Below are 24919 nucleotides of genomic sequence, written 5' to 3' on the forward strand. Positions count from 1 at the left end.
GGCGGCGTTGCCGCGACGCGGTCTCGGAGCAGGATCGTACGCAGCGGCCGGTCGCTCTTCTGCACTCATGACTCGGCGTCTCGAAGCGCGGAGAACGGCCGCCCCGTCCGAGAAGAACCGCAGATCGGCGGAGTCGGGTGATGCGCGAGGCCGGATGCCGGGACTAGGCGCTCTCGCCCCGGCAGATCTCCAGGAGCGCCATCGCGACGGCTGTCCCCTGCCGGCCGTACGACTCCGAGTACGGGGAGATGACGCGCATCTCGCGGGTGAAGTCGGTGCGTGTGCCGCCCTCTGCCATCCGGGTGCGCTGGATCTCCCGGGACAACTCGCGGCGGCGCTCCATCAGGGCTCGGATCTCCGTGTCCACCAGGTCGATCCGGTCACGCAGCGTGGACACGTCCGCGAGTGCCGCGGCCTCCGTGTGCGCCATCAGTTGCCCCAGGTGTGGCCGAGGGGGGACAGCAGGTCCACGATGTCGCGCACGACTTCGCCGGTCTCCGCGAAGGAGGTCGTGGCCGTGGTGAGTACGGTCCGGCCCGGGGCGGCCTCGGTGGTGGCGTGGCCCGGGCCGGCGGCCGTGGCCGCCGACACCGGCACGGTGGCGGCGAGGAGGGCGAGGGCGGCGGTGGCGACCCCGCGGGCGGCGGGCTTGCGGATGCTGTGACGGACGATGGCACGCATGCGGTGATGTCTCCTCGGAACTTTCACGTCGGTGCGGTTTCGTTCTCGGTCTCCTTGAGTTTCACACTCGCCGCCAGTCCCGTCCGTGTCATCGAGTGTCAGGCTCCTGTGATGGCAACTCCCTGTCATCCGGACCGTCGTGAGTGCCGAGGGCGAGCTGTTCGAAGGCGCTCAGGAGAGGGGTCGCCGGGGCCCATTCGAGTGCTGATTCCGCCTTCGCCGGCAGGGCCCGGGCCACCAGGCGGGCCGCCGCGGCCTCGGTTCCCCTGCTGTCGGGGTGGTCGAGGAACAGGGTCAGGTGCGCGCCGCCGCCGACGGCTGGATGCAGATGGATGTGCTCCAACCGGTCCTCAGGTAGGGCGAGTTGACGAATCGTGTCGCCGAGGGAAGAGTCCTCGGGCAGCGTTTCCGCGGGGACGGTCGCCGTCACCAGGTACATGGGTTGCTCCTCCGTGAACTTCCTGACAACCGGGGGGGTGTACCCCTGAGTAGTGTTGCTCCAGATCGAACCGGGCTGCGATAGTCGAGGGGACTGCGACGCGGTTTGTTCGGTCGACGGGGGACTCTGGGGGGAGTTGAGCAATGGGGCAACTGGGTCTTGATGCGGATGCAGAGGCGGTATACCGAATTCTGCTGAAGCAGCCCAGGGCCGGTGTCACGGAGATCGCGGAGGGGCTCGACTGGCCCGTCGAGCGGGCCAGAGCCACGCTGGACAGACTCGCCGAACTCACTCTCGTGCGGAATTCCTCCGAGGAGCCGGACAAAGTTCGTCTGGTCAATCCGCAATTCGGACTCGCCGGCCTGCTGCAGCGCCAGGAGCAGGAGCTGGCCCAGCGCCAGCAGGCGGTCGCCAGCACCCGCCTCGCGATCACGCAGATGCTCACCGAGTACGGCCAGGACCAGGAGACGCAGACCGAGGAGGTCGGCCGGTACACCGGGCTCGACGCCATCAACTCGCAGATCGAGCGCCTCGCCCACGGGGCGGCGAGCAGCGTCGAGGTGTTCGCCCCGGGCGGCGCCCAGACGGAGGAGGCGCTCAGGGCGGCCCGCCCACTCGACCGTGCCGCGCTCGAGCGCGGAGTGCAGGTGCGCTACGTCTACCTGGACTCGGTGCGCAACGACCCGGCGACGCTGACCTACGCCCGCTGGCTGTACGAGATCGGTGGAGAGGTCCGGGTGCTGCCCCAGCTGCCGCTGCGGATGATCATCTTCGATCGGCGCGCCGCCATCGTGCCCATCGATCCCGAAGCCGCCGCCCGAGGTGTGCTCATCCTGCAGGGCGCCGGTGTGGTCACAGCGCTCGTCTCGCTCTTCCAGCAGACCTGGGAGCAGGCTCAGCCGCTCTGCGTCGGCCGGGCGGTGACGGGCGCACCGGACAGGCTCACCCCGCAGGAACAGGCCGTGCTCGACCTGCTCTTCGACGGCCACACCGACGACGTGGTCGCCCGCAAGCTGGGCGTGTCGGTGCGTACGGGCCGGCGGGTCACCGCCGACCTGATGGCCCGCCTCGGCGCGCGCAGCCGGTTCCAGGCGGGCGCACTGGCCAAGGAACGCGGCTGGCTCGGAGGCGGAGCGGCCGCGGACGACGAGGGCGGCGACTGAACTCACCGCGCGTGAGCAGGCGCGTCGTGCGGCGCGTTCACCGCGTCCGGTACGTGCATCCCGGCCAGCGCGAGCAGCACCGACTCGGCGGCCTGGGTCCCTGCCCGTACCTGTGCCTCGGGGGTGCCGGCGCCCAGGTGGGGGGTGGCGATCACGTTGTCCAGGTCGAACAGCGGTGAGTCCGTGCACGGTTCCTGCGCGTACACGTCCAGGGCGGCGCCCGCGATCCTGCCCTCCTTGAGCGCCGCGTACAGCTCCTGCTCGTCGACTATGCCGCCGCGCGCCGCGTTCACGATGCGCAGATCGGTGCGTACACGCTGGAAGGCTTCGAAGCCGACCAGGCCCTTGGTCCGGGCGTTCAGCGGCAGGTGCACGGTCAGGAACTGGGCTCGTTCGAGGAGTTCGTCGAGACCGGTCAGCCGCACCCCGAGGCGGTCCGCGTGAGCCTGGTCCGCGTACGGGTCGTAGGCGATGACCTCCATGTCGAACGCGCCGAGCCGGTGAGCCACGAGCGAGCCGATCCGGCCGAGCCCGAGCACCCCGAGCGTCTTGCCGGCCAGCTCCACACCCAGGTACGAACCGCGCGCCCAGCGGCCGCTCCTGAGCGCGGAGTGTGCCTGCGGGACGTGCCGGGCCAGGGACAGCAGCAGGGCCACGGCATGCTCGGCGGCGCTGACGACGTTGGACGAGGGGGCGTTGGCGACGAGCACACCGGCGGCGGTCGCGGCCGGCACGTCGACGTTGTCGAGGCCGACCCCGGCCCGCGCGACGATCTTGAGCCGCGGGGCGGCGGCGAGGGCCTCGGCATCGATCCGGGTGGCGGATCGCACCAGGACGGCATCGGCCTCGGCGAGCGCGGCGAGCAGCGCGGGTCGGTCCGTGCCGTCCACGTGCCGCACCTCTGCGGCACCGGCCCGGGTGAGTGTCTCCACGGCCTGGGGGCTGAGTGCCTCTGCGATGAGGACGACGTAGGGGCTCATGAGGCGAAAGACCTTTCTGCAGTGGGGCGGATGGGGTCGGTGAGCAGGCCGGACGCGTCCGCCGACGCATGCTGCGCCGCGAGCAGCGAGGAACCGTCGTGCCGTGTCAGGCGCACGGGGGCCCCGACGGTGGCGAGCGCGGCCAGGTGGCCGGGGCCCGCGTCCAGGTCGTACAGGTGCAGGGGCAGTGAGGGACGGGCGGGACCCGACCACGACAGGAGCCGGGGCGCGGCGGCGGGCGCCGTGACGTGCAGCAGCCCGGGTGACACGGCCAGACCGTCGCCGGTGGACTTCAGCAGGGCCTCCTTGCGCGTCCAGTAGCGTACGAATCCCTCGGGGCGGCCCGCCTCGGGCAGCGTCGCGAGGGCGGCGCGCTCGGGTGCGGCGAGTACCCGGTCAGCGGTCTCCTGTTCGTACGGGGCGACGCGTTCCACGTCGACGCCGATGTCGATGCGGAGTGTGAGTGCGACCACCACCCGCTCGCCGGAGTGCGACCAGGACAGCCTCAGCGGCTCCGGAGGCTGTGGCTTTCCATGCGGGCCGCCACACTGCTTGCAGACGGCCTGCATGCGCAACATGCTTGTCTGCAACTGTAGTTGGGCAGCAGTTACCACCCGTGCGAGGGCGTGCGCCGTGAGGTGCAGCGCCCGTGCGGCCGGTTTGCGCAGCCGGTCGGCGCGGGCGCGCCCGCCCTCGTCGAGCAACTCCCGCAACCGCGGGTGGGCGTCCCGGGCGGACGCCCACCACAGCTGGCACTGGCCGGGTCGCAGCGGCGGCACGAGAGCCGGGGCGGCGAGCCCCGTCCCCGCCACCCCGGCCGTCACAGCCCGCCGTCCACGGGCAGCACCGCACCGGTGACGTAAGAGGCGCGTGCCGAGGCCAGGAAGGCCACCACTTCCGCGACTTCGGCCGCCAGCCCGGCCCGTCCGAGTGCCGTGCGTTCGGTGACCTGTTGCCTGACCCGGTCGTCGAGCACCGCCGACATGTCGGTGTCGATGAGGCCGGGCGCCACCGAGTTGACCCGGATGCCGCGCCGTCCGACCTCCTTCGCGAGCGAGCGGGACAGCGCGATGATCCCGGCCTTGGACGCGGCGTAGTTGGTCTGCCCCGCGTTGCCTTGCAGACCGGAGACGGAGGCGACGGTGACGATGCTGCCGGCCCGGCGCTTCATCATCGGGAACAGGACGGCCTTGCACACGTGGTGGACGCCGTCGAGATTGGTGTCCACCACGTCGTGCCAGTCGCCGTCGGACATCAGCAGCATCGGCCTGTCCCGGGTGATCCCGGCCGAGGTGACCGCGACAGCGACGGGTCCCAGCTCCAGCTCGGTGGCATCCACCCAGTCCCGTACGGCCGCCGCGTCCGTGACATCCACGCGCCGCGCCAGCACCCGGACGCCGATCTCGTTCAGCTCCTTCCGCAGGTTCGCGGCGGCCTGTTCGTCGCCGCGGTAGCACAGGGAGACATCGTGCCCCTCCTCGGCCAGGCGCAGGGCGACCGCCCGGCCGATCCCGCGCGAACCCCCGCTCACGAGGGCCACGGGACGTGAGGTCTCCTGTCCGGGGCCGTTCATACGGCTTCTCCGTCCGTCAGCAGGCGCAGTACGGCGCAGCCCACGGGCCCGTCCGGGTCGGTAGCCGTCACCAGGGCGATACGCCCCGGCTCACCCGGCTCGGACAGCAGGGCCGCGAGCTGGTACGCGCCCGTGGCGGCCGCCGTCTCGCCGAGTAGTGCGACGGACGCGGCCCGGCCGCTCACCTCCGAGGCGAACAGGGCCTCGTGCACCCGCCGTTCCTGCTCGCCGGCCGCACCGGGGGCCTCGCCTGCCACAGCGGCCCAGACCGCGTCCGCCCCGATACCCGCCTGCGCGAGCGCGGTGCGCACCGTGTCCGTGAGCACCTCGGTGAACTCGCCCTGCGGCGCTACGCGCCGGTGCACCGCGAGCACCTCGGCAAGCGGTCGTCCGATCGCCTTGTCGCCCTGTTCGAGCAGCACCATCACGCAGCCCTCGCCGAGCACCACGTCCTCGCCGTGTGCCGCGTGCGTGAGATGGGCGCGGATCGCCGAGTACTCCTCCGCCGAACCCGCGAGCACCCGCTCGGCACGCCCGTCGGACAGGAGCCGCACCGCCAGGTCGAGGGCGGCGAGTCCTGAGAGCCGCCCGGCCGCCACAGTGGAGTTGGGACCCTTGAGGGCGTGGCGGATCGCACCGGCCGAAGCCGCCCTGTTCATGGCCATGTTGGGGATCTTCGACGGCATCACGTCGATGGGCCGGTCTCCCTCGAAGGACGCCTTGGTGAACTCCATGAACCCCTGGATGCTGCCGGCCGCGGTGCCGAGCACCACACCTGTGGCCAGGTCGTCCTCGGGCAGCGGTGCCGTCTCGGAGCCGAGCAGTTCCCGTACGGCCACGGCGGTGAGGCCGGTCAGCCGGTCCATGCCCCGGGTGCCGGCCTTGCCGAGCGCCTCGCGGACCTCGAAATCCGGGACAAGGCGGGCCGTCGCGTCCGGCCGCGCCGTCCATTCCCCGGGGCCGGCGGACTCGGGCGGTAGGACACGTCCGCGCAGACCGGCCGTCAGCGGGGCACGGCCTGTGCCGTACGGAGACACGGCCGACCATGCGGTGATGACCGCGGAACTCATCGTAGGTACTCCCCTCGGGGGCTTGCGGATCGGGAGCCTTCGTGCCGGCCGAACAGCGCGACGGCGTTGTTGCCGCCGAAGGCGAGCCCGTTGTTCTGTGCGATCCGCACGTCGGCGGTCAACGACTCGTTCGGTACGACGTCCACGTCGCACGCGGGGTCGGTACTGCGGTGGTTGGCCGTCGGCGGTATGAACCCGTACCGGATGGCGAGCGCCGAGGCGATGGCGCCCAGGGCGCTGGCCGCTCCCATGGTGTGGCCGATCATCCCCTTGATACCGACCGTCGGAGGGGTGCGCTCGCCGTACACCTGGCGGATGGCCGCGACCTCGGTGGTGTCGTTGGTCGGGGTTCCGGTGCCGTGCGCGGAGATCAGGTCGACCTCCTCGGGCTTGACGGAGGCGTTCTCCAGGGCCAGGCGGATGCAGCGGGCCACACTGTTCTCCTCGGGCGCGGTGGGGTGCGCGGCGTCGCAGTTGAGGCCGTAGCCGAGGACCTCGGCGTAGATGTGGGCGCCGCGGGCGAGCGCCGACTCCTCGGACTCCAGGAGCAGCAGGCCGGCGCCCTCGCCGGTGAGCAGGCCCACCCGTTCGGCGTCGAACGGGCGGCACTCGTCGGGGGCGATCAGACCGAGCCGGGCGAATCCCGCGAAGGTCTTGCGGTTCAGCGCGTCCGCGCCGCCGACCAGGGCCCACTCGGACCGGCCGGCGCGTACCGCGTCGAAGCCGGCGCCGATCGCGTAGTTGCCGGCGGCGCAGGCGGTGGCGACCGTCGAGGACTCCACGTCCGTCAGGGCGAGTTCGCGGACGACGCCGAGCGCGAGAGCCCCGGTGGCGGTCCTGCCCAGGGCCGTACCGGTGAACGCGCCGAGCCCGATGGCGATCGCTGATTCGGTGAGCAGGTCGAGCTCGCCGACCTCGCCGTCCGTGGTGCCGAGGACCACGGTGCCGCGCCGCTCGCGCAGCCAGTCCTCGTCGAGTCCTGCGTCGTCGAGCGCCATCCGGGCGGCCGTGGCCGCGAACTGGGTTGCCCGACCGGTGTGTTCCGGGCGAATCCGCTGAAGACGGGCGGCGGTGAAACCGTGCACCTGGTGACCGCGACTGCTGGGGAAGCCGGTGGTGTCGAAGACCGTGATCTCCCCGGTGCCCACCTTGCCGGCCCGCAGGGCCGCGGCGAACTCCGCGACCCCGCTGCCGACGCTGGACAGCGCGCCGCAGCCGGTGATGACGACGCGGCGGGGCGCGCCCGCATCCTCGGCGGTCCTCATGGCTGCCGCCGTTCGGCCGTGGCGAGCACCTCGAGCACGGCGTCCAGGTGGATCAGCTTCACCAGGTCGTCCTGCGGCAGGACGACTCCGAGATCCTTCTCGATACGGGACAGGATCTCGATCGCGCCGAGGGAGTCCGCGCCGTGGTCCTCGACGAACAGGCTGGTGCCGGTGAGCTCTTCGTCCTCCAGCTCCAGGATGTCGATGATGACGGCCCGGACGGCCTTGACGTCCACGGGAGTGTTCACAGTCATGTCAGCTGCCTCTCGGATGTGATGGCCTGAGTGCTCAGGCCGCGGTACGGGTCAGGGACCTGGGGCGCATGTCGGTCCACGTCCGCTCGATGTGTTCGAGCGCGGTCTCGCGGGGACCGGCCGGAAGGACGGTGCTCCAGCCGGTCGGGACGGCGGCGAACTCGGGCCAGATGCAGTGCTGACCCTCGTCGTTGACCAGCACGAGGAAGGTGCCGCTCTCGTCGTCGAACGGGTTGTTCTTCATGGGTGACTCTCCGGTGTGCGAGGGATTCGGTGTGCGTAGGGAAACTCGGAAGAAATTGGGAGTGGGCGTGTTCCGCGGCTTCGCCCGGGTGCCTTTCCTTGCATTCACTGCGTTCGTTCGAGGTGCGCGGCGATGATTCGCCCGATAGCCCGCTGCGGTTCGGGCCGCATCATTCCGTCGTGGTCCGATGCGATTCCGTGGTGGGACACTCGGCCTCCTATGTACGGCTCCCATTCCGCGACAGTCGGTGACTGCTCGTCCGTGCCGTGCTCGGCCGACAGGAAGAGGACGTCTCCGCCGAAGCGGTCCGGGGAGAACTCGGCGCTCAGGACCGCGTGGTTGCGCACGATCCGCAGGAGCCGGGCCAGCTGCCGCTCGTCGAGGCCGGCCAGCGGGTTCGCGTCCCGCCGGAACAGGGCGAGGACCTCGGCGAGCGTGGGCTCGCCGCCGGCGAACGCCGCCGCGTCGTACCCGCAGTACTCCAGGATCTTCGCGAGCAGGGCCCGGTCGTCCGGTATGCCGTCCGGCTCGGGGACCGGGTAGCTGTCGAGATTCGCGAGGAACGCGACGCGATGTCCGAGCGCTTCGAGGCGGGTGGCTGCCGCGTGGGCGAGAAGCCCGCCGAACGACCAGCCGATCAGATGATAAGGCCCGCTGGGCTGAATTCTCAGTATTCTGCCGACATATTCCTCGGACATTTCCTCGACCGACGACGGAAGTGGTGCCTCCGTGACTATTCCGGACGCTTGGAACCCGTATACGGGGAATTCCTTCGCCAGATGCTCGACGAGCCCGAGATAGGGCCAGCTGAGTCCGACGCCGCCGTGCATGAAGAACAGCGGTGCGCGGGAGCCTTCGGGCCGTATCGGCAGCAGGGGATCGAAGGCCTCGGTGAGCAGCGCGGGGCGTTCCGAGCCCGGGGACACCGTGAGTTCACCGGCCCGCTCGGCGAGCGTGCGCAGCGCGCTGAACCAGCCCTCCGCCAGCGCCGTGGCGTCGTCGGGATCCAGCACCTGGCCGGCCCAGGTCCAGTTGGCGACCAGCACGGGTCCGTCGGGGCTGTCCTCGATCAGGGCGTCCACTTCGATGGTGTGGCCGAGCGGCATGCCCGAGGACGTGGCTGCGAACGCCTCCCGTGACTCCGGTGCGGCCGCCCAGCCGTCCTCGTACGCCTCCAACGCGGCGAAACGGCCCAGATAGTTGAAGCCGAGCTGAGGGTTCACCGCCGGCAGCGGTGCCGGTCCCTCGCCGAGGTGGCGCAGGATGCCGTGGCCGAGACCGTGGTCGGGCAGTGCCGCGAGCTGTTCGCGCATCTCCTTGACGGACTGTTCGGCCCCGAGCGCCCCGGCCCTCAGGAGCACCGGGTGGGTGCCGGTGAACCAGCCGACCGTACGGGAGAGGTCGATGCCGGGGTGCAGTTGCTCGCGGCCGTGGGTCTCGACCTCGACGAGCAGGCTCCGGCCGCGCCACTCGGCGACCGCGAGATCGAGACCGGCGAGCAGCACGTCGTTGATCTCGGCGTGGAACGCTGCGGGACCGCGTTCCAGGAGCGGCGACGTGTGCTCGGCGGGCAGCGTCAGACGCAGGGTGCGGGCCGTGCCGTAGGTGTCGCGTCCCGGATCGAGGGGGCGCGCGCCGACCGGCTGCTCCTCGTGAGACAGAAGCTGCCGCCAGTGCGGCAGTTCATGTGTGCGCTTGTCGGCCTGCGCGTACAGCAGCCGGGACCAGTGGCGCAGCGAGGTGCCGACCGGGTCGAGTGCGGCCTGGGGAAATGCGTACGCGCTGAGCAGGTCGGGCAGCAGCACCCGCCAGGAGACACCGTCCACCACGAGATGGTGCAGCATCAGGATCAGTCGGCCGGAGCGGCCGTTCCCGCGGTCGATCCACACGGCCTGCAGGGTGACCGCTTCCCGCGGGGCGAGCCTGCCCCGCGCGGCCTCCGCCTGCGCCGCGACGGCACGGCGCAGCAGGGCCTCGTCCTCGTATGCCCGGTGGCCGGCGTCGATGCGGGTCACGAGGGGCGCGGTCGGCACCGTCCCCGGCTCACCGATCACGAGCCGCCAGTCGGCGGGGCCGCTGCCGGTCAGGCGTGCCCGCAAGGCCTCGTGGTGGTCGACGACCTCCTGGAGCGCCCCGGTGAGCCGCTCCAGGTCCAGGTCGGCTGGGGTGGTGAGGACGACGGACTGGTTGAAGCCATCGATGGGACCGCCCTCTTCGAGGAACCGGAGCATCACCGGTGTGGGCGCCATTTCGCCCACGCCGTCGTCGGTGCCGGCGATCTCGACGGGCTCGGCCGCGCAGGCGGCCGTGGCGAGCGCGGCGACCGACTTGTGCGTGAACACATCGGCCGCGGTGACCCGCAGCCCGGCGCGCCGGGCGCCGGCGACCACCTCGATCGAGCGGATGCTGTCGCCGCCGAGGTCGAAGAAGCTGTCGTCGATGCCGACGGCCGGCACCCCGAGCACGGACGCGAAGATCTCGCTCAGGGCGCGTTCCGTGTCCGTACGGGGAGGACGGGCCGGACTCGTGGCGACGACGTCCGGGTCGGGTTCGGGGAGTGCCTTGCGGTCGATCTTTCCGTTGGGTGTGAGGGGGAGGGTGTCGAGGGTGAGGAAGGTGCTCGGGATCATGTAGTCGGGGAGGGTGGTGGAGAGTGCTTGTCTGGGTTGTTGGGTGGTGCCGATGAGGTAGGCGACGAGGCGTTGGTGGTGGACGGCGGCTGCGGCGTCGGTGATGCCGGGGAGTCGGCGTAGTGCGGTTTCGATTTCGCCGAGTTCGATGCGGTGGCCGCGGTTCGTGACGTGGTGGTCGCAGCGTTCGAGGTCGTCGTCTTGGCCGTCGGTGCGTTGCCGTTCGCGGTCGCCGGTGCTGTACATGCGGGTGCCGGGCCGGGTGGTGGAGGGGTCGGCGATGAAGGTGGTCGCGGTTTTGGCCGGGTCGTCGAGGTATCCGTGGCCGACGCCGGTTCCGGCGACGTAGAGCTCGCCGGGGGTGCCGGGGGGTACTGGTCGTAGTGCGGTGTCCAGTACGTAGAGGCGGGTGTTGCGGACGGGGTGTCCGATGGGTGCGCGGGTTGTGAGGTCGGTGCCGGTGTGGATGACGGCGTGGGTGACGTCGTCGGAGCACTCGGTCGGACCGTAGGCGTTCACCAGCGGGATCGAGGGCACCGAAGCGCCCCAGGTGGCGGCGAGATCGGCGGGGAGCGCCTCGCCCGTGACCATCAGCGAACGCAGCCCGTCGAGCGAAGGCCGGGGCGTGCCCGCCTGCCATGCGTCGAGGGCGGCGCGGAGGAGGGAGGGGACGACTTCGAGGACGGTGACGTGGTCGGTGGCTGTCCGGCCGAAGAGTTCCTGTGGGTCGGCTGCGGTCTCGCGGTCGACGACGAGGAGGCGTCCGCCGGTGACGAGGGGCGAGAGCATCTGCCACACGGAGATGTCGAAGGTGACGGGGGCGTTGTGCACGACCACGTCGGTGGAGGTGAGGGCGAGGTCGTCGGCCTTGGCGAGCAGGTGGTTGACCATGCCCGCGCGGTGCACCATCGCGCCTTTCGGCCGGCCGGTGGATCCGGAGGTGAAGATGATGTAGGCGAGGTCGTCGCTGCCTCCGGCCGGGGGGAGCAGGTCGTCGTCCTTCGCTCCGTCCCAGGCGACCACTCGCGGGTTGGTGGAAGTGGTGGTGAGGATCTGTGTGGCTGTGTCGGTCTGGCCTGGTCCGGTGTAGAGGACGTCGGGCCGGCTGTCGTCGAGGAGTGCGGCCGTGCGTGTGTGCGGGGCGCGCAGGTCCAGTGGGACCCAGGCGGCTCCGGCGCCGAGTACTGCGAGGATCGCGGTCACGAAGGGAATGCCGGGCTCGCAGAGCATCGCGACCCGTGATCCGGGGCCGGCGCCGGCCGCGACCAGGCGGCGGCTCAACGCCGAGGCGAGGGAGACCAGTTCCTCGTAGGTGGCAGAGCCCTGCGGGTCCTGGACCGCGGTCTTCCCGGGCTCGTGTGCGGCCTGTGCCCGGACACGTTCCACCACCCCGGTGTACTCCTCCTCGACCGCGGTCGCGTCCCACCCCGCGCGCACCGCCGCCGACTCAGCCGGCAGCAGCACCTCGGCCTCGCCCACCGGGCGGTCCGGTGCGCCGACCAGGGCCCCGAGCAGATGCGTGAGCCGGTCGGCGAAGGACCGAGCGGTTGCCTCGTCGAACAGGTCGCTGCTGTACTCCAGGACCGCGTCGATCCCGTCCGGAGCGCCCTCACCCGTACGGCGCTCGAAGAGCTCGAAAGCCAGATCGGCCTTCGCGGTCCCCGTGCCGATGAGCAGCGGTTCCGACGTCAGACCGGCCAACCGCACTGCGGAGTCAGGGGTGTTGTGCAGAGTGAGCATGGTCTGGAACAGCGGGTGCCGCGACAGCGACCGGGTGGGTGCCAGCGCGTCCACCAGGGCTTCGAAAGGCAGATCCTGGTGCGCGTACGCGGCCAGGTCGGTGGCGCGCACCCGGTCGAGCAGCTCGCGGAACGTCGGATCCCCCGACAGGTCCGTGCGGAGCACGAGGGTGTTCACGAAGAGGCCGACGAGTCCGTCGAGTGCCGGATCGGTGCGGCCCGCGACGGGCGAACCCAGCGGGATGTCGTCGCCCGCTCCCAGTCCGGACAGGAGCGCGGCGACCGCGGCCTGCAGCACCATGAACGTGCTCACGCCCTGCGCCCGGGCCAGTTCGCCGACGGCCGCGTGCAGCGCGTCGCCGATTCGGAACTCCACCTGACCGCCCCGGTGCGTGGGTGCGGCCGGTCGTGGCCGGTCGGCCGGCAGTTCGAGCTCCTCGGGGAGCCCGTCCAGTGCCGCCTTCCAGTAGGCGAGTTGCTCCTCGTTCACGGAGGAGAGCAGCTCGCGCTGCCACAGCGTGTAGTCCGCGTACTGCACCGGCAGCGGCGACCACGCCGGGGCCCCGCCCCCGCACCGCGCCTCGTACGCCTGTGCCAGATCGGTGCCGAGCAGGCCGATCGACCAGCCGTCGGCCGCGATGTGGTGCACCACGAGCAGCAGCACGTGCTCCTCGGCACCGAGCCTGAAAAGCATTGCCCGGAGAGGGAGTTCGGTCGCGAGATCGAAGCCGCGCCGCGCCGCCTCCCGTAGGGCCCGCTCGCTCAGCGCGACTACGGGCAGGTCCATGTGTACGGCCTCGGCGTCCACGATCTCCTGACGCGGTCGCCCGTCCGTGTCCGGGTAGCGGGTGCGCAGCGCCTCGTGGCGGACGACGACGTCGCGTACGGCCGCCTTCAGCGCCGCCACATCGATGTCACCCTTCAGGCGGACGGCCACCGGGATGTTGTACGCCGGGCTGTCGGACTCCAACTGATCAAGAAACCACAGGCGTTGCTGCGCAGGCGTGAGAGGGAGGGGCTCCGGGCGTACGGCCGGAGCCGGCGCGGGACGCTCCACGCCGGCGTCAGTGCCGGTCTCCGTGAGGCGGACCGCCAGAGCGGCCGGCGTCGGTGCGTCGAAGACCGCGCGTACCGGAAGGGCGGCGCCGAGCGCCGCGCTGATCCGCCCGGTGAGCCGGGTGGCGAGGAGCGAGTGGCCGCCGAGCTCGAAGAAGGAGTCCTCGGGGCCCGCGGGCCCGGGCAGCCCGAGCACCTCGCCGAACACCTCGCACAGGAGTTGCTCCTGCGGGGAGCGCGGCGCGCGGGCCGCCGTACGGGCGCCCTGGGCGGGCGCGGGCAGGAGCTTGCGGTCGACCTTGCCGTTCGCGGTCAGCGGCAGCGCCTCCATCGCCACGTACAGGGCGGGGACCATGTGCGCGGGCAGGGTCTCGGACAGGTGCGCGCGCAGCGCGGCCGGGGCGGCCGTACCGACGGTGTAGGCGACCAGCTGTGTTCCGCCCGGCAGGTCCTCACGCGCCAGGACGGTCGCCTGGGAGATCTCGGGGTGCGAGGCGAGCGCGGACTCGATCTCACCGAGTTCGATACGGAAGCCGCGGATCTTGACCTGGTGGTCGGCCCGCCCGATGTACTCGACCTGACCGTCGGAGCCCCACCGCACCACGTCACCGGTGCGGTACATGCGGCTGCCCGGCGGACCGAACGGGTCGGGCACGAAACGGGTGGCCGTCAGCTGAGGCCGCCCGTGGTAGCCGCGCGCCACCCCGTCACCGGCGATGTACAGCTCGCCGATCGCCCCGGCCGGGGCGGGCCTCAGCGCGTCGTCGAGCACGTACACCTGGGTGTTGGCGATGGGCCGGCCGATCGGAGGCACCCCGGGGCGCGTGCCGTCCAGGGTGGCGGCGGTCGACCAGATGGTGGTCTCGGTGGGCCCGTACACGTTGGTGACCTCGCGGGACGCGGCTCGCAGCGCGTCCGCGAGCGGTTCGCCCACGGCCTCGCCGCCGATCAGCACACGCAGGCCGGCCAGGCTCTCGGGGTGCTCGGTGACCAGCGCGTGCCACAGGGTCGGCGTGGCCTGCATGACGGTGGCGTCACAGCCGGTGATCAGCGCGGCGAGCGCGGCCGGGTCCCGTACGGTGTCGCGTTCGGCGAGGACCAGTTCGGCGCCTGTCAGCAGCGGCACGAAGATCTCCAGGTTGGAGATGTCGAAGCCGAAGGTGGTGACCGACAGGAAGCGGTCGCGGCCGTCGACGCCGAAGCGCTCGGCCATGTCGTGCACCAGGTTGATCAGCGCGCCCTGTGGGACGACCACGCCCTTGGGGCGGCCGGTCGAGCCGGAGGTGTAGATCGTGTACGCGGTCTCCAGCGGGCTCGGGTCCACGGTGTCCACAGGGCCGGTGGGCCGCCGCGCGAGCAGAGCGTCCGCCGTGTCCAGGGTCAGGTGCTCGCGTGCGGAGACCGAGGGCAGCGCGGACGCGACGGTGCCCGTGGTGACGACGAGCGCGGGGTCCGCGTCGTCGAGCATGTAGCCGATGCGGTCCGCCGGATAGTCGGGGTCGAGCGGCAGATAGCCGGCGCCCGCCTTGACGACGGCGAGCGTCGCGACGACGAGGTCGGTCGAGCGGGGCAGGGCGAGGGCGACCAGGGACCCCGGTCCGGCACCGCGCGCCACGAGCTCGTGCGCCAGCCGGTCCGCACGGGCGTGCAACTCGGTGTAGCTGAGGCGCTCGGCGCCGCAGCGTAGTGCGGGCGCGTGCGGGGCGGCCGCGGCGAGTGCCGCCAGTTGCTCACGCAGGGCGTGCCGCGGGTGGTCGCGCGTGGTGTCGTTGTACGTGCCGAGCAGCGTCCTGCGTTCCGCGTCGCCCAGCAGATCCAGCTGGGAAAGCGGCAGGTCGGCGGAGTCCGGCAGGGTTTCCAGGAGCCGGAGCACCCGCCCGGACAGCGCAGCAGCCTCCTCGGCGGTGACCAGGTCCGGAGCGTGGTCGAGCCGCAGGGTCAGCTGCTCGCCGGGCAGCACGAGCAGCGACACCGGATAGTGCGTGGCATCGCGGCCCTGGACGCCGGTGACCGTCAGATCCGGGACGGCCGTGCGCAGGGCGTCCGGGTCGAGCGGATAGTTCTCGAAGATCATCACGGTGTCGAACAGCTCGCCGTGCCCTGCGTCCTGCTGGATCCGGGGCAGCCCCAGATGCTGGTGCGGGAGCAGAGCGGTGTGCTGCTCGTGCGCCGCCTTCACCACGGCCGCGAGGGAGTGCGACGCGGATGCCTGAAGCCGTACGGGAAGGGTGTTGATGAACAGGCCGACCATCGACTCGACGCCGGGGATCTCCGGCGGACGCCCGGAGGCCGTGGTGCCGAACACCAGGTCGTCCCGCCCGGTCAGGGCGCCGAGCACCACCGCCCAGACTCCCTGCAGCACGCTGGACAGGGTCACGCCCCGCGCCCTCGCCCACCCGGTCAGGCGCGCGGTCGCCGCGGCGTCGAGCCGGGCGATGTGCTGATGGGGCAGCACCGGTGCACGGCCGGGCCGCGTCGGCACGAGCCGGGTGGGTTCCTCGAGGCCGGAGAGCAGCTCGCGGTAGGCGTTCGCCGCCGCCTGCGTGTCCTGCCGGCTCAGCCAGGAGAGGTAACTCCTGTAGGAAGTGACGGCGGGGAGCACGCGTACGTCGCCGCCGGCCGCGTATGCGGTGAAGAGCTCCGACAGCAGCAGTGGCATCGACCAGCCGTCGAGCAGGATGTGGTGGCAGGTGACGAGCAGCCGGTGGCAGTCCGCGCCGGTGGCGACGAGTGTGAAGCGGATCAGGGGCGGCCGGCCCACGTCGAACGGCTCGGTGCGGTCCCGATCGGTCAGTGCGTCGAGGTCGACGACCTCGCCCACCTCACGCCACAGCAGGGGCACATCACGTGCGATCAGCTGAACCGGCTGTCCGTTCCTGCGGTAACGGAAGCCCGCCCGCAGGTTCGGGTGCCGGGCCAGCACGCCCGCCGCGGAGGCCTTCAGGGCGGCACGGTCGAGCGGTCCTTCGAGGTCCAGGACGAGCTGGACCGCGTACACGTCGAGTTCCTGCCGGTCGTACACGGCGTGGAAGAGCAGACCCTCCTGCAGCGGTGTCAGCGGCAGTACGTCGCTGAGTCCCCCCGTCGGCCGCGCTCTCTTCCGTGGTGCGTTCGCACTCATCTCTCGGTCCCCCATTCGTCTGCGAACTCGTTCTCGAACTCGTCGATCTCGTCCTGTTCAAGCCCTTCGACGAGCCCCAGGTCCGAGGGTGTGAAACCACCGGCGTCCGGCCGTGCGACGTGCGCGGACAGCGCCTTCAGCGCGCGGAACCAGCCGTGCGCGATCGCGGTCGCGTCGGTGTCGGCGACCGTGCGCCCCGCCCACGCCCACTCGGCGACCAGACATGGTCCTTCAGGGCGGTCCTCGGTGCGCGCGTTGACGCCGAGGGCGTGAGGAAGCGGCATTCCGGGGTCCGTGCCGGCCGCGACGTCCAGTGACTCGGGAGCGATCTGCCAGTTGGCGGGCGCCGGAAGAGGCAGCCGCCCGAGGTAGTTGAAGCCCAGCTGCGGCGCCGCGTACGCGCCGAGCGCCGGCGCCGTGTCCGGGCCGAGGCGGCTCAGGAGGCCGTGCCCGATGCCGTGGTCCGGTATCCGGCGCAACTGCTCCTTGACCTCCTTGAGCGCCTGGCCGAGCGCGGGACCGCCCGCCCACACCTCGTCCCAGTCGCACAGGCCCACATCGAGGCGGACCGGGTGCGTGGTGGTGAACCAGCCGACCGTGCGCGCCAGATCGACCCCCGGGACGACGGCCTCGCGGCCGTGCCCTTCGAGGTCGACGAGCACGTCCTGAGCCTCGCCGCGTCCGCGCCGCCAGTCGGCGACCGCCAGCGCGAGCGCCGTCAGGAGCACGTCGTTGATCTCGGCGTGGAACGCGGCCGGCACGGACGTGAACAGCTCTGCCGTGTACTCGGCGGGAAGTTCGAGACGCAGCCGGTGCGCGGTGGCAGCGGTGTCCAGGGCCGGGTCGAGCGGCCCGCTGCCGAGCGGCGGGTCGCCGGCTTCCAGCAGCTCCTGCCACAGCGGCAGTTCGGCGCGGCGCCCGGCCCGTCCGGCCTCCTCGTGCAGGAGGTGCGCCCACTGCCGGAAGGAGGTGCCGACCGGGGCGAGCGGCAGCTCGGGGTGGTCGTACGCCTGCGCCAGGTCCGGCAGCAGGATCCGCCAGGACACTCCGTCCACGACCAGGTGGTGCAGTGTGAGCAGGAGCCTGCCTGGCTGTCCCGGACCGGCGTCGCACCACACCGCGCGCAGCACGTCGCCCCTGCCGGGCGCCAGTTCCGCACGGGCCGCCTCGGCTTCCCGGCGCACGGCGGAGGCCAGGTCGCCGGAGGCCGTGACCGTGCGCAGCACGTCCTCGGCCCGCACCGCGCCGGCCTCCCGGATGCCCTCGCCGTGCCACCGCAGCACATCGTGATGATCGAGCAGCGTCTGAAGCGCTGCCGCGATCCGCTCGTACGGGGCGCCCGCGGGCGTCTGCACGACGGCGGCCTGGTGGAAGCCGTCCGTCGGCCCGTCGATCGCGCCGAGCCAAGCGGTGATCGGCGTGGCGGGCACGGGGCCGGTGCCGTCGCCGACGCCCACCGTCGTGGTCCGCCCGGCCGCCACCGCGACCAGTGCCAGTCCCTGAGGGGTGCGGTGCACGAAGACGTCCTGCGCGGTGATCGTCAGGCCCGCCTCCCGGGCCCTGCCGACCAGCTGGATGGAGCTGATGCTGTCGCCGCCGAGGTCGAAGAAGCTTGCGTCGGCGCCGGCCGACTCCAGACCGAGCACCTCGGCGAACGCCCGGCAGAGCACTTCCTCCCGTTCGTTCGCGGGCGCCAGGCCCGGCGAAGCGGCGGTGTAGTCGGGAGCGGGCAGGGCGCGGCGGTCCAGCTTGCCGTTGCCGGTGAGAGGCAGAGCGCCGAGGGCGACCACCGCGCTCGGCACCATGTGCTCGGGCAGCTCGGCGGCGAGGTGCGCGCGGATCTCCCGCACGTCGGCCCGCGCGTCGGACGTGACGACGTACGCCACGAGCCGCTTGTCGCCCGGCCGGTCCTCCCGGACGATCACCGCGGCCCGCGCGATGTCCTCGCGGGCGAGCAGCACGCCCTCGATCTCGCCCGGCTCGATACGGAAGCCGCGCAGCTTGACCTGGTCGTCGACCCGGCCCACGTAGTCCAGGCTGCCGTCGGTGTTCCAGCGCACCAGGTCGCCCGAGCGGTACATCCGGCCGCCCGGCGCGGTCGCGAACGGGTCGGCGAGGAAACGGCTCGCGGTCAGCCCGGGCCGCCGCAGATATCCGCGGGCCAGCTGGTCGCCGCCGATGTAGAGCTCGCCCGTCACACCCGGAGCCACCGGACGCAGTCGCGCGTCCAGGACGTAGAGCCGGGTGTTGTGCAGCGGGAACCCGATGGGCGGCTTCACCGCACCGGACAGCGGTTCGCTGATGCTGGCGCACACGGTGGCCTCCGTGGGCCCGTACGCATTGCGCATCACACGGCCGCGCGAGAACCGCTCCACCAGCTCGGGCGGGCAGGCCTCGCCCGCCACGACCAGCTGGACGCCCTCAGGCATCGGCCGGTCGGCGGGCCAGGCGGACAGCACGGTCGGAGGCAGACAGACCATCGTCGTACCGGTGCGCTCGACCAGGTCCGCGAGCGGCAGGCCCGGGCCGCGCTCCTCGGCTGTCGACAGGACCATCGTGGCGCCCGAGAGCAGACCGATGGCGAGCTCCCACGTCGCCGCGTCGAAGCTGTACGAGGCGAACTGAAGCCAGCGCGTGGCCGGTCCGATGCCCATACGCGGACCCTGGTCGGCCACCATCACGGCCACCGTGCGGTGCTCCACGACCACGCCCTTGGGGCGGCCGGTGGAACCGGAGGTGTAGATGACGTACGCGGGGTCGCGCACGGTCAGCGGCCGCGTCCGGTCGGCGTCGGTCAGGGCGCGGGCCGGCCGAGCCGCGACGGCGGCGCGTACGCCGCTGTCGTCGAGCAGCAGCCGGGGCACCTCGCACGTGCCGAGCCGCGCGGATTCGGCGGCCATCGTCAGGGCGAGCGCGGGCCGCGCGTCGTCCAGCATGTAGGCGATGCGGTCCTGCGGATACGCGGCGTCGATCGGCAGGTACGCCGCGCCCGCCTTCAGCACGGCAAGCAGCGCGACCACCATCTCGGCCGAACGCGGCAGCAGCAGCGCGACCAGATCGCCGGGCCCGGTGCCGAGCGTGACCAGCTCATGAGCGAGCTGGTTGGCGCGTTCCTCCAACTCGGCGTAGGAAAGGCTCTGTTCGCCGAATATCAGAGCCGGATGACCGGGCTGCGCGCTCGCTCTGGCGGCGTACAGCTCGTGAACCGGGGCCACGTCCACGTGCTGCGCGGGCCCGGCCCACTCGCCGAGGACACGCTCCCGCTCGGCCGGCAGCAGGGGGTCCACCTGGCCGAGCGGGAGGTCGGGGGCGCCGGTCAGCACACCGACGAGATGTGCGAACCGGTCGGCGAAGGATCGTGCCGTCGCCTCGTCGAACAGGTCGCTGCTGTACTCCAGGACCGCGTCGATCCCGGCCGGCGCCCCGTCGGGGCCGTGCCTCTCGGTGAGCTCGAAGGCCAGGTCCAGCTTGGCGGTGCCGGTGCGGACCGGCACCGTCTCGACGGCGAGGCCGGGCAGGTGGAGCTCGGCGGAGGCGTTGTTCTGCAGGACCAGCATGGTCTGGAACAGCGGCTGCCGGGACAGCGACCTGCTGGGTGCAAGCGCGTCGACCAGCGCCTCGAACGGTAGGTCCTGGTGCGCGTACGCGGCCAGATCGCTCGTACGGACGCGGTCGAGCAGCTCGCGGAAGGTCGGGTTGCCGGACAGATCGGTGCGCAGTACCAGCGTGTTGACGAAGAAGCCGACCAGCTCGTCGAGCGCCGGATCGGTCCGCCCCGCGACCGGAGAGCCGATCGGTACGTCCTCGCCCGCACCGAGACCGGAGAGCAGTGTGGCGAGCGCTGCCTGCAGCACCATGAACGTGCTCGCGCCCTGGGCGCGGCCGAGCTCCGTGAGCGCCGCGTGCACCTTCCCGTCGACCCGGAACTCGACGGTGCCGCCGCGGTGGCTGGGCACGGTGGGCCGCGGACGGTCGTACGGCAGCTCCAGCTCCTCCGGGATGTCCGCCAACGCCGCTTTCCAGTAGCTGAGTTGTTGCTCCGAGATGGTGTCGAGCAACTCGCTCTGCCACAGGGTGTAGTCCGCGTACTGCACCTCGAGGGGCGCCCGGTCCCGGGCCGTCCCCGTGCCCGGCCGTGAGTACGCCTCGGAGAGATCACGGGCCAGCGGGGCCACGGACCAGCCGTCCGAAGCGATGTGGTGCAGGACGAGCAGCAGGACGTGCTCGTCGTCGGCGAGCTCGAAGAGCGCGGCGCGCAACGGCAGGTCAGCCGCGAGGTCGAAGCTCTGGGAGGCCGCGGCGGTCAGCGCTCCGGGCAGTTCGAGTCGGGTGGTCGCGGTGACGGGCAGGCCCAGATGCGCCTCGGTGGGTGGAACGATCCGCTGCCGTGGCCGGCCGCCCGCGTCGGGGAAGACGGTCCGCAGACTCTCGTGGCGGGCCACCACATCGCCGAGCGCGGTGTGCAGTGCCTCTGTGTCGAGGGCCCCGGACAGCTTCACGGCGAACGGCAGATGGTAGGTGGCGGAGCCGTTCTCCAGCTGGTTGAGGAACCACAGCCGCTGCTGGGCGGGGGAGAGCGGCAGCTCGGCGGGCCGCTCGGCGGCGGCCGTCAGGGCGGGCCGCACGGGGGCGCCGGCGTGGTCCAGCCGGGTTGCCAGTTCGGCTACGGAGGGCGCCTGGAAGAACGTACGGATGGAGACCTCGGCACCGAGCCGGGCCCGGATCCGGGAGGCGACCCTGGTGGCGAGCAGCGAGTGCCCTCCGAGGTCGAAGAAACTGTCGTCGATGCCGACGGCCGGCACCCCGAGGACCTCCGCGAATATCTCGCACAGCGCCTGCTCGCGAGCGTCGCGCGCGGGAAGCAGACCGGCGGACACGGTTGACGGGTCGGGTTCGGGGAGTGCCTTGCGGTCGACTTTTCCGTTGGGTGTGAGGGGGAGGGTGTCGAGGGTGAGGAAGGTGCTCGGGATCATGTAGTCGGGGAGGGTGGTGGAGAGTGCTTGTCTGGGTTGTTGGGTGGTGCCGATGAGGTAGGCGACGAGGCGTTGGTGGTGGACGGCGGCTGCGGCGTCGGTGATGCCGGGGAGTCGGCGTAGTGCGGTTTCGATTTCGCCGAGTTCGATGCGGTGGCCGCGGATCTTGACTTGGTGGTCGGTGCGTTCGAGGAATTCGAGTTGGCCGTCGGTGCGTTGGCGTACGCGGTCGCCGGTGCGGTACATGCGGGTGCCGGTTCGGGTGGTGTAGGGGTCGGCGATGAAGGTGGTCGCGGGTTTGGCCGGGTCGTCGAGGTATCCGTGCCCGACGCCGGTTCCGGCGACGTAGAGCTCGCCGGGGGTGCCGGGGGGTACTGGTCGTAGTGCGGTGTCCAGTACGTAGAGGCGGGTGTTGCGGACGGGGTGTCCGATGGGTGCGCGGGTTGTGAGGTCGGTGCCGGTGTGGATGACGGCGTGGGTGACGTCGTCGGAGCACTCGGTCGGACCGTAGGCGTTCACCAGCGGGATCGAGGGCACCGAAGCGCCCCAGGTGGCGGCGAGATCGGCGGGGAGCGCCTCGCCCGTGACCATCAGCGAACGCAGCCCGTCGAGCGAAGGCCGGGGCGTGCCCGCCTGCCATGCGTCGAGGGCGGCGCGGAGGAGGGAGGGGACGACTTCGAGGACGGTGACGTGGTCGGTGGCTGTCCGGCCGAAGAGTTCCTGTGGGTCGGCTGCGGTCTCGCGGTCGACGACGAGGAGGCGTCCGCCGGTGACGAGGGGCGAGAGCATCTGCCACACGGAGATGTCGAAGGTGACGGGGGCGTTGTGCACGACCACGTCGGTGGAGGTGAGGGCGAGGTCGTCGGCCTTGGCGAGCAGGTGGTTGACCATGCCCGCGCGGTGCACCATCGCGCCTTTCGGCCGGCCGGTGGATCCGGAGGTGAAGATGATGTAGGCGAGGTCGTCGCTGCCTCCGGCCGGGGGGAGCAGGTCGTCGTCCTTCGCTCCGTCCCAGGCGACCACTCGCGGGTTGGTGGAAGTGGTGGTGAGGATCTGTGTGGCTGTGTCGGTCTGGCCTGGTCCGGTGTAGAGGACGTCGGGCCGGCTGTCGTCGAGGAGTGCGGCCGTGCGTGTGTGCGGGGCGCGCAGGTCCAGTGGGACCCAGGCGGCTCCGGCGCCGAGTACTGCGAGGATCGCGGTCACGAAGGGAATGCCGGGCTCGCAGAGCATCGCGACCCGTGATCCGGGGCCGGCGCCGGCCGCGACCAGGCGGCGGCTCAACGCCGAGGCGAGGGAGACCAGTTCCTCGTAGGTGGCAGAGCCCTGCGGGTCCTGGACCGCGGTCTTCCCGGGCTCGTGTGCGGCCTGTGCCCGGACACGTTCCACCACCCCGGTGTACTCCTCCTCGACCGCGGTCGCGTCCCACCCCGCGCGCACCGCCGCCGACTCAGCCGGCAGCAGCACGTCCAGCTGGTCGACCACCGCGTCCGCACCGGCGTCGGCCAGCGTCCGCAACCAGCCGAAGAGACGGCGCTGGTGGAGCTCCAGCTCCTGCTGGGTGTAACGGGAGGGGTTGGCGTCGAGGCGGACGGCGTAGCCGTCCTCGGCCGAGTCGAGATAGATGATCTGCATGTCCTCGACCGGGCCCGTCGACAGGTTGTGCAGCAGCCCGGTGCACGCGCCGAAGACGTAGTCGAACCCCGATTCCAGGACGTTGACGGTCGGCCCGAGCGAGAGGCCCGCGGCCCCCGTGAAGCCCAGGTCGCGGCGGATCCGGTCGCCCCGGTAGTTCTGGTGGCGCAGCGTGGAGCGAAGCTCTCCGGCACTGTCGCGCAGGAAGTCCGCGACCGTACGGCCGGGCAGTACATGTACGGGATGCGGGACGAAATTGGCGCGCATGCCGGGCACCGTGCGGGCGGCCGCGGTGGCGCGGGCCGGCACCGCGAGGGTGAGCAGCGCGCGGTCCACACCTGCCGCACGCTGGACGTACGCGCCGGTCGCGGCGATCAGGAGCGTCTGCCAGGTGATACGGGAGTCCCAGGCCAGCTTGCGCAGCCGCTCCACGGTGCTCGCCGGCAGCAGCGCCTCGCAGCGCAGCGAACTCCGGGCAGGGCCGCCGGGGCGCTGCGACAGGCTGACCGGCTCGGGCTGTTCCTGGAACCGTGACCGCCAGAAGGCCTGCTCCTTCTGCCACTTGGCCGTCCCGGCGAACGCGGCCTCGTCGTCGACGAGCACCAGTGGATCCGGGAAGGCGCCCTCGGCGTCCGGGTCCGCGTACAGTGCGGCGAGCCGGTTGTAGATGAGGACGCGGCTGAACCCGTCGACCAGGATGTGGTTGACCCGGATGTAGAACAGCACATGCTCGGGGCCGAGCCGGAGCAGCACCGAACGCAGCGTGCCCGCTGTCAGGTCCGGCGGCGCGAGCAGGTCCTCGCGCATGAAGGCCTCGGCGGCGTCGCGGGGCCGAGGTCCGTCGGACAGATCGAGCGTCTCCAGGGGGAAGTCCCCGGCGGGAGCGAGCTCCTGGAGGGGCTCGCCGTCGCGCTCGGTGAATCGGGCACGCAGCGTGCCGGCCTCCCGCAGCACCCCCTGCCAGGCGGAAGTCAACCGTGCGGTGTCCAGAGGACCACGCAGCTCCAGGAAGTCGCCCATGGTGAAGACCGGGTTGCCCGGGTCGGCCTGCTGCCCGTACCACATCTCACGCTGGGCGGCGGAGAGCGGCAGCTGGCGCGCAGGGGGTGCGGGGATCATGACTGCAGTGCTCCAGAGGGAAGGTCGGACGCGTCGATGCCGTACACATCACGCATCCAGCTCGGCTGGTAGATGGTGTCGAGATAGCGCTCGCCCAGATCCGGGGCGATGGCCACCGAGGTGACGTTCTGGCCGGGGCGGTGCTCGGAGAGCCAGCGCAGCGCACCACTCACCACCGTTCCGGTGGAGCCGCCGAAGAGGAATCCGCCGCGGGCCAGGGTGTGGCAGGCACGTACGGTGTCGGCCTCGTGCACATGCACGACGTCGTCGATGTACGAGGTGTCGAGCAGCGCCGGACGCACTCCCGTTCCGAGCCCGGGGATCAGGCGTACCCCTTCGGGCCCGCCGAAGGTGACGGACCCGACGCTGTCGACCGCGACGACCGTCACCGGCCGAGGCAGCTCCTTGAAGTAACGGGCGCAGCCCATCAGGGTGCCCGTGGTGCCGGCGCCGACGAAGAGCACCTCCAGGTCGGGGAACTGCTTCTCGATCTGCGGCGCCGTACTGCGGTAGTGCGCCCGCCAGTTGTCCGGGTTGGCGTGCTGGTTCAGCCAGACGGCCCGCGGCCTGCTGGCGAGGATCTCCCGTACGTACGCCAGCCGCGCCGCGAGGAACCCGCCTTCCGCGGCCGGCTCCGAGACCGTGTGCACCTCGCTGCCGAGCGATTCGATGACCTTGCGGGTCGCGGGGTTGGTCCGTGGGTCGACCACGCAGATGAAGTGGTAGCCCTTGGCGGCGGCGATCACGCTGAGCGCGAGACCGAGATTGCCGGACGAGGACTCCACCAGGGTCGAGCCCTCGGTCAGGGCTCCGCTGCGCTCGGCCGCCTCGATCATGCTCGCGGCGGCCTTGAGCTTGATGGAACCGGCGAAGTTGAAGCCCTCACATTTGAGGTGCAGCGGATAGCCGTACATCTCCCGGAGATCCACGTAGAGATCTTCGGTGTTGAACTCGTGCGGTGCCGATATGACCGGCATGGT

Annotated in this window: 13 protein-coding genes and 1 pseudogene; 1 reads left to right on the plus strand and 13 read right to left on the minus strand. The window is 71.7% G+C overall.

Annotated elements, in window-relative coordinates:
* Positions 1 to 163: 163 nt before the first annotated feature.
* The 3 genes from ACFXOA_RS06890 to ACFXOA_RS06900 all read right to left on the minus strand — a co-directional run bounded on the left by ACFXOA_RS06890 (position 164) and on the right by ACFXOA_RS06900 (position 1120).
* A complete protein-coding gene (locus ACFXOA_RS06890) occupies positions 164 to 430 on the minus strand; it encodes a chorismate mutase (RefSeq protein ID WP_385023388.1) in 267 nt (88 codons plus the stop codon).
* Positions 430 to 681 carry a hypothetical protein gene (locus ACFXOA_RS06895; RefSeq protein ID WP_385023390.1) on the minus strand — a complete coding sequence of 84 codons (252 nt, stop codon included), beginning with the start codon at positions 679 to 681 and terminating at the stop codon, positions 430 to 432. Before ACFXOA_RS06895 ends, ACFXOA_RS06890 begins: the two co-directional genes overlap by 1 nt.
* Positions 682 to 769: 88 nt before the next feature.
* Positions 770 to 1120 (minus strand): hypothetical protein, encoded by a 351-nt coding sequence (locus ACFXOA_RS06900; protein WP_385023392.1) that lies wholly within the window; start codon positions 1118 to 1120, stop codon positions 770 to 772.
* A gap of 143 nt (positions 1121 to 1263) precedes the next feature.
* On the opposite strand from ACFXOA_RS06900, the gene ACFXOA_RS06905 reads away from it, so the two are divergent.
* Complete coding sequence (locus ACFXOA_RS06905; RefSeq protein WP_385023394.1) at positions 1264 to 2283, plus strand: helix-turn-helix domain-containing protein; 1020 nt, start codon at positions 1264 to 1266, stop codon at positions 2281 to 2283.
* Between the two features lie 35 nt (positions 2284 to 2318).
* Here ACFXOA_RS06905 and ACFXOA_RS06910 read toward each other — a convergent pair.
* The 10 genes and pseudogenes from ACFXOA_RS06910 to sbnA form a co-directional block, all read right to left on the minus strand.
* Positions 2319 to 3263: pseudogene (locus ACFXOA_RS06910) on the minus strand (hydroxyacid dehydrogenase); the annotation flags it as partial.
* Entirely contained in the window at positions 3260 to 4087 is an 828-nt protein-coding gene (locus ACFXOA_RS06915; protein ID WP_385023396.1) for a 4'-phosphopantetheinyl transferase family protein, read from the minus strand. The pseudogene ACFXOA_RS06910 and the gene ACFXOA_RS06915, both read right to left, overlap by 4 nt.
* Positions 4084 to 4836 (minus strand): 3-oxoacyl-ACP reductase FabG, encoded by a 753-nt coding sequence (gene fabG / locus ACFXOA_RS06920; RefSeq protein WP_385023398.1) that lies wholly within the window; start codon positions 4834 to 4836, stop codon positions 4084 to 4086. The genes ACFXOA_RS06915 and fabG overlap by 4 nt, the downstream gene beginning before the upstream one ends.
* Positions 4833 to 5906 (minus strand): beta-ketoacyl synthase N-terminal-like domain-containing protein, encoded by a 1074-nt coding sequence (locus tag ACFXOA_RS06925; protein WP_385023400.1) that lies wholly within the window; start codon positions 5904 to 5906, stop codon positions 4833 to 4835. The genes fabG and ACFXOA_RS06925 overlap by 4 nt, the downstream gene beginning before the upstream one ends.
* Positions 5903 to 7171, minus strand: coding sequence for a beta-ketoacyl-[acyl-carrier-protein] synthase family protein (locus ACFXOA_RS06930; protein ID WP_385023402.1), 1269 nt, complete (start codon positions 7169 to 7171; stop codon positions 5903 to 5905). Before ACFXOA_RS06930 ends, ACFXOA_RS06925 begins: the two co-directional genes overlap by 4 nt.
* Positions 7168 to 7425 (minus strand): acyl carrier protein, encoded by a 258-nt coding sequence (locus tag ACFXOA_RS06935; RefSeq protein ID WP_385023404.1) that lies wholly within the window; start codon positions 7423 to 7425, stop codon positions 7168 to 7170. The genes ACFXOA_RS06930 and ACFXOA_RS06935 overlap by 4 nt, the downstream gene beginning before the upstream one ends.
* Positions 7426 to 7459: 34 nt before the next feature.
* Entirely contained in the window at positions 7460 to 7669 is a 210-nt protein-coding gene (locus ACFXOA_RS06940; RefSeq protein ID WP_385023406.1) for an MbtH family protein, read from the minus strand.
* 104 nt (positions 7670 to 7773) lie between these two features.
* The gene (locus ACFXOA_RS06945) at positions 7774 to 16215 is read right to left on the minus strand and encodes an amino acid adenylation domain-containing protein (RefSeq protein ID WP_385023408.1); all 8442 of its coding nucleotides are present in this window, start codon (positions 16213 to 16215) and stop codon (positions 7774 to 7776) included.
* Complete coding sequence (locus tag ACFXOA_RS06950) at positions 16212 to 23939, minus strand: amino acid adenylation domain-containing protein (protein ID WP_385023410.1); 7728 nt, start codon at positions 23937 to 23939, stop codon at positions 16212 to 16214. Before ACFXOA_RS06950 ends, ACFXOA_RS06945 begins: the two co-directional genes overlap by 4 nt.
* Positions 23936 to 24916 (minus strand): 2,3-diaminopropionate biosynthesis protein SbnA, encoded by a 981-nt coding sequence (gene sbnA, locus ACFXOA_RS06955; protein ID WP_385023412.1) that lies wholly within the window; start codon positions 24914 to 24916, stop codon positions 23936 to 23938. The genes ACFXOA_RS06950 and sbnA overlap by 4 nt, the downstream gene beginning before the upstream one ends.
* Between the last annotated feature and the right edge of the window lie 3 nt (positions 24917 to 24919).

This window comes from Streptomyces sp. NPDC059166, assembly GCF_042755185.1.
Classification (GTDB): domain Bacteria; phylum Actinomycetota; class Actinomycetes; order Streptomycetales; family Streptomycetaceae; genus Streptomyces.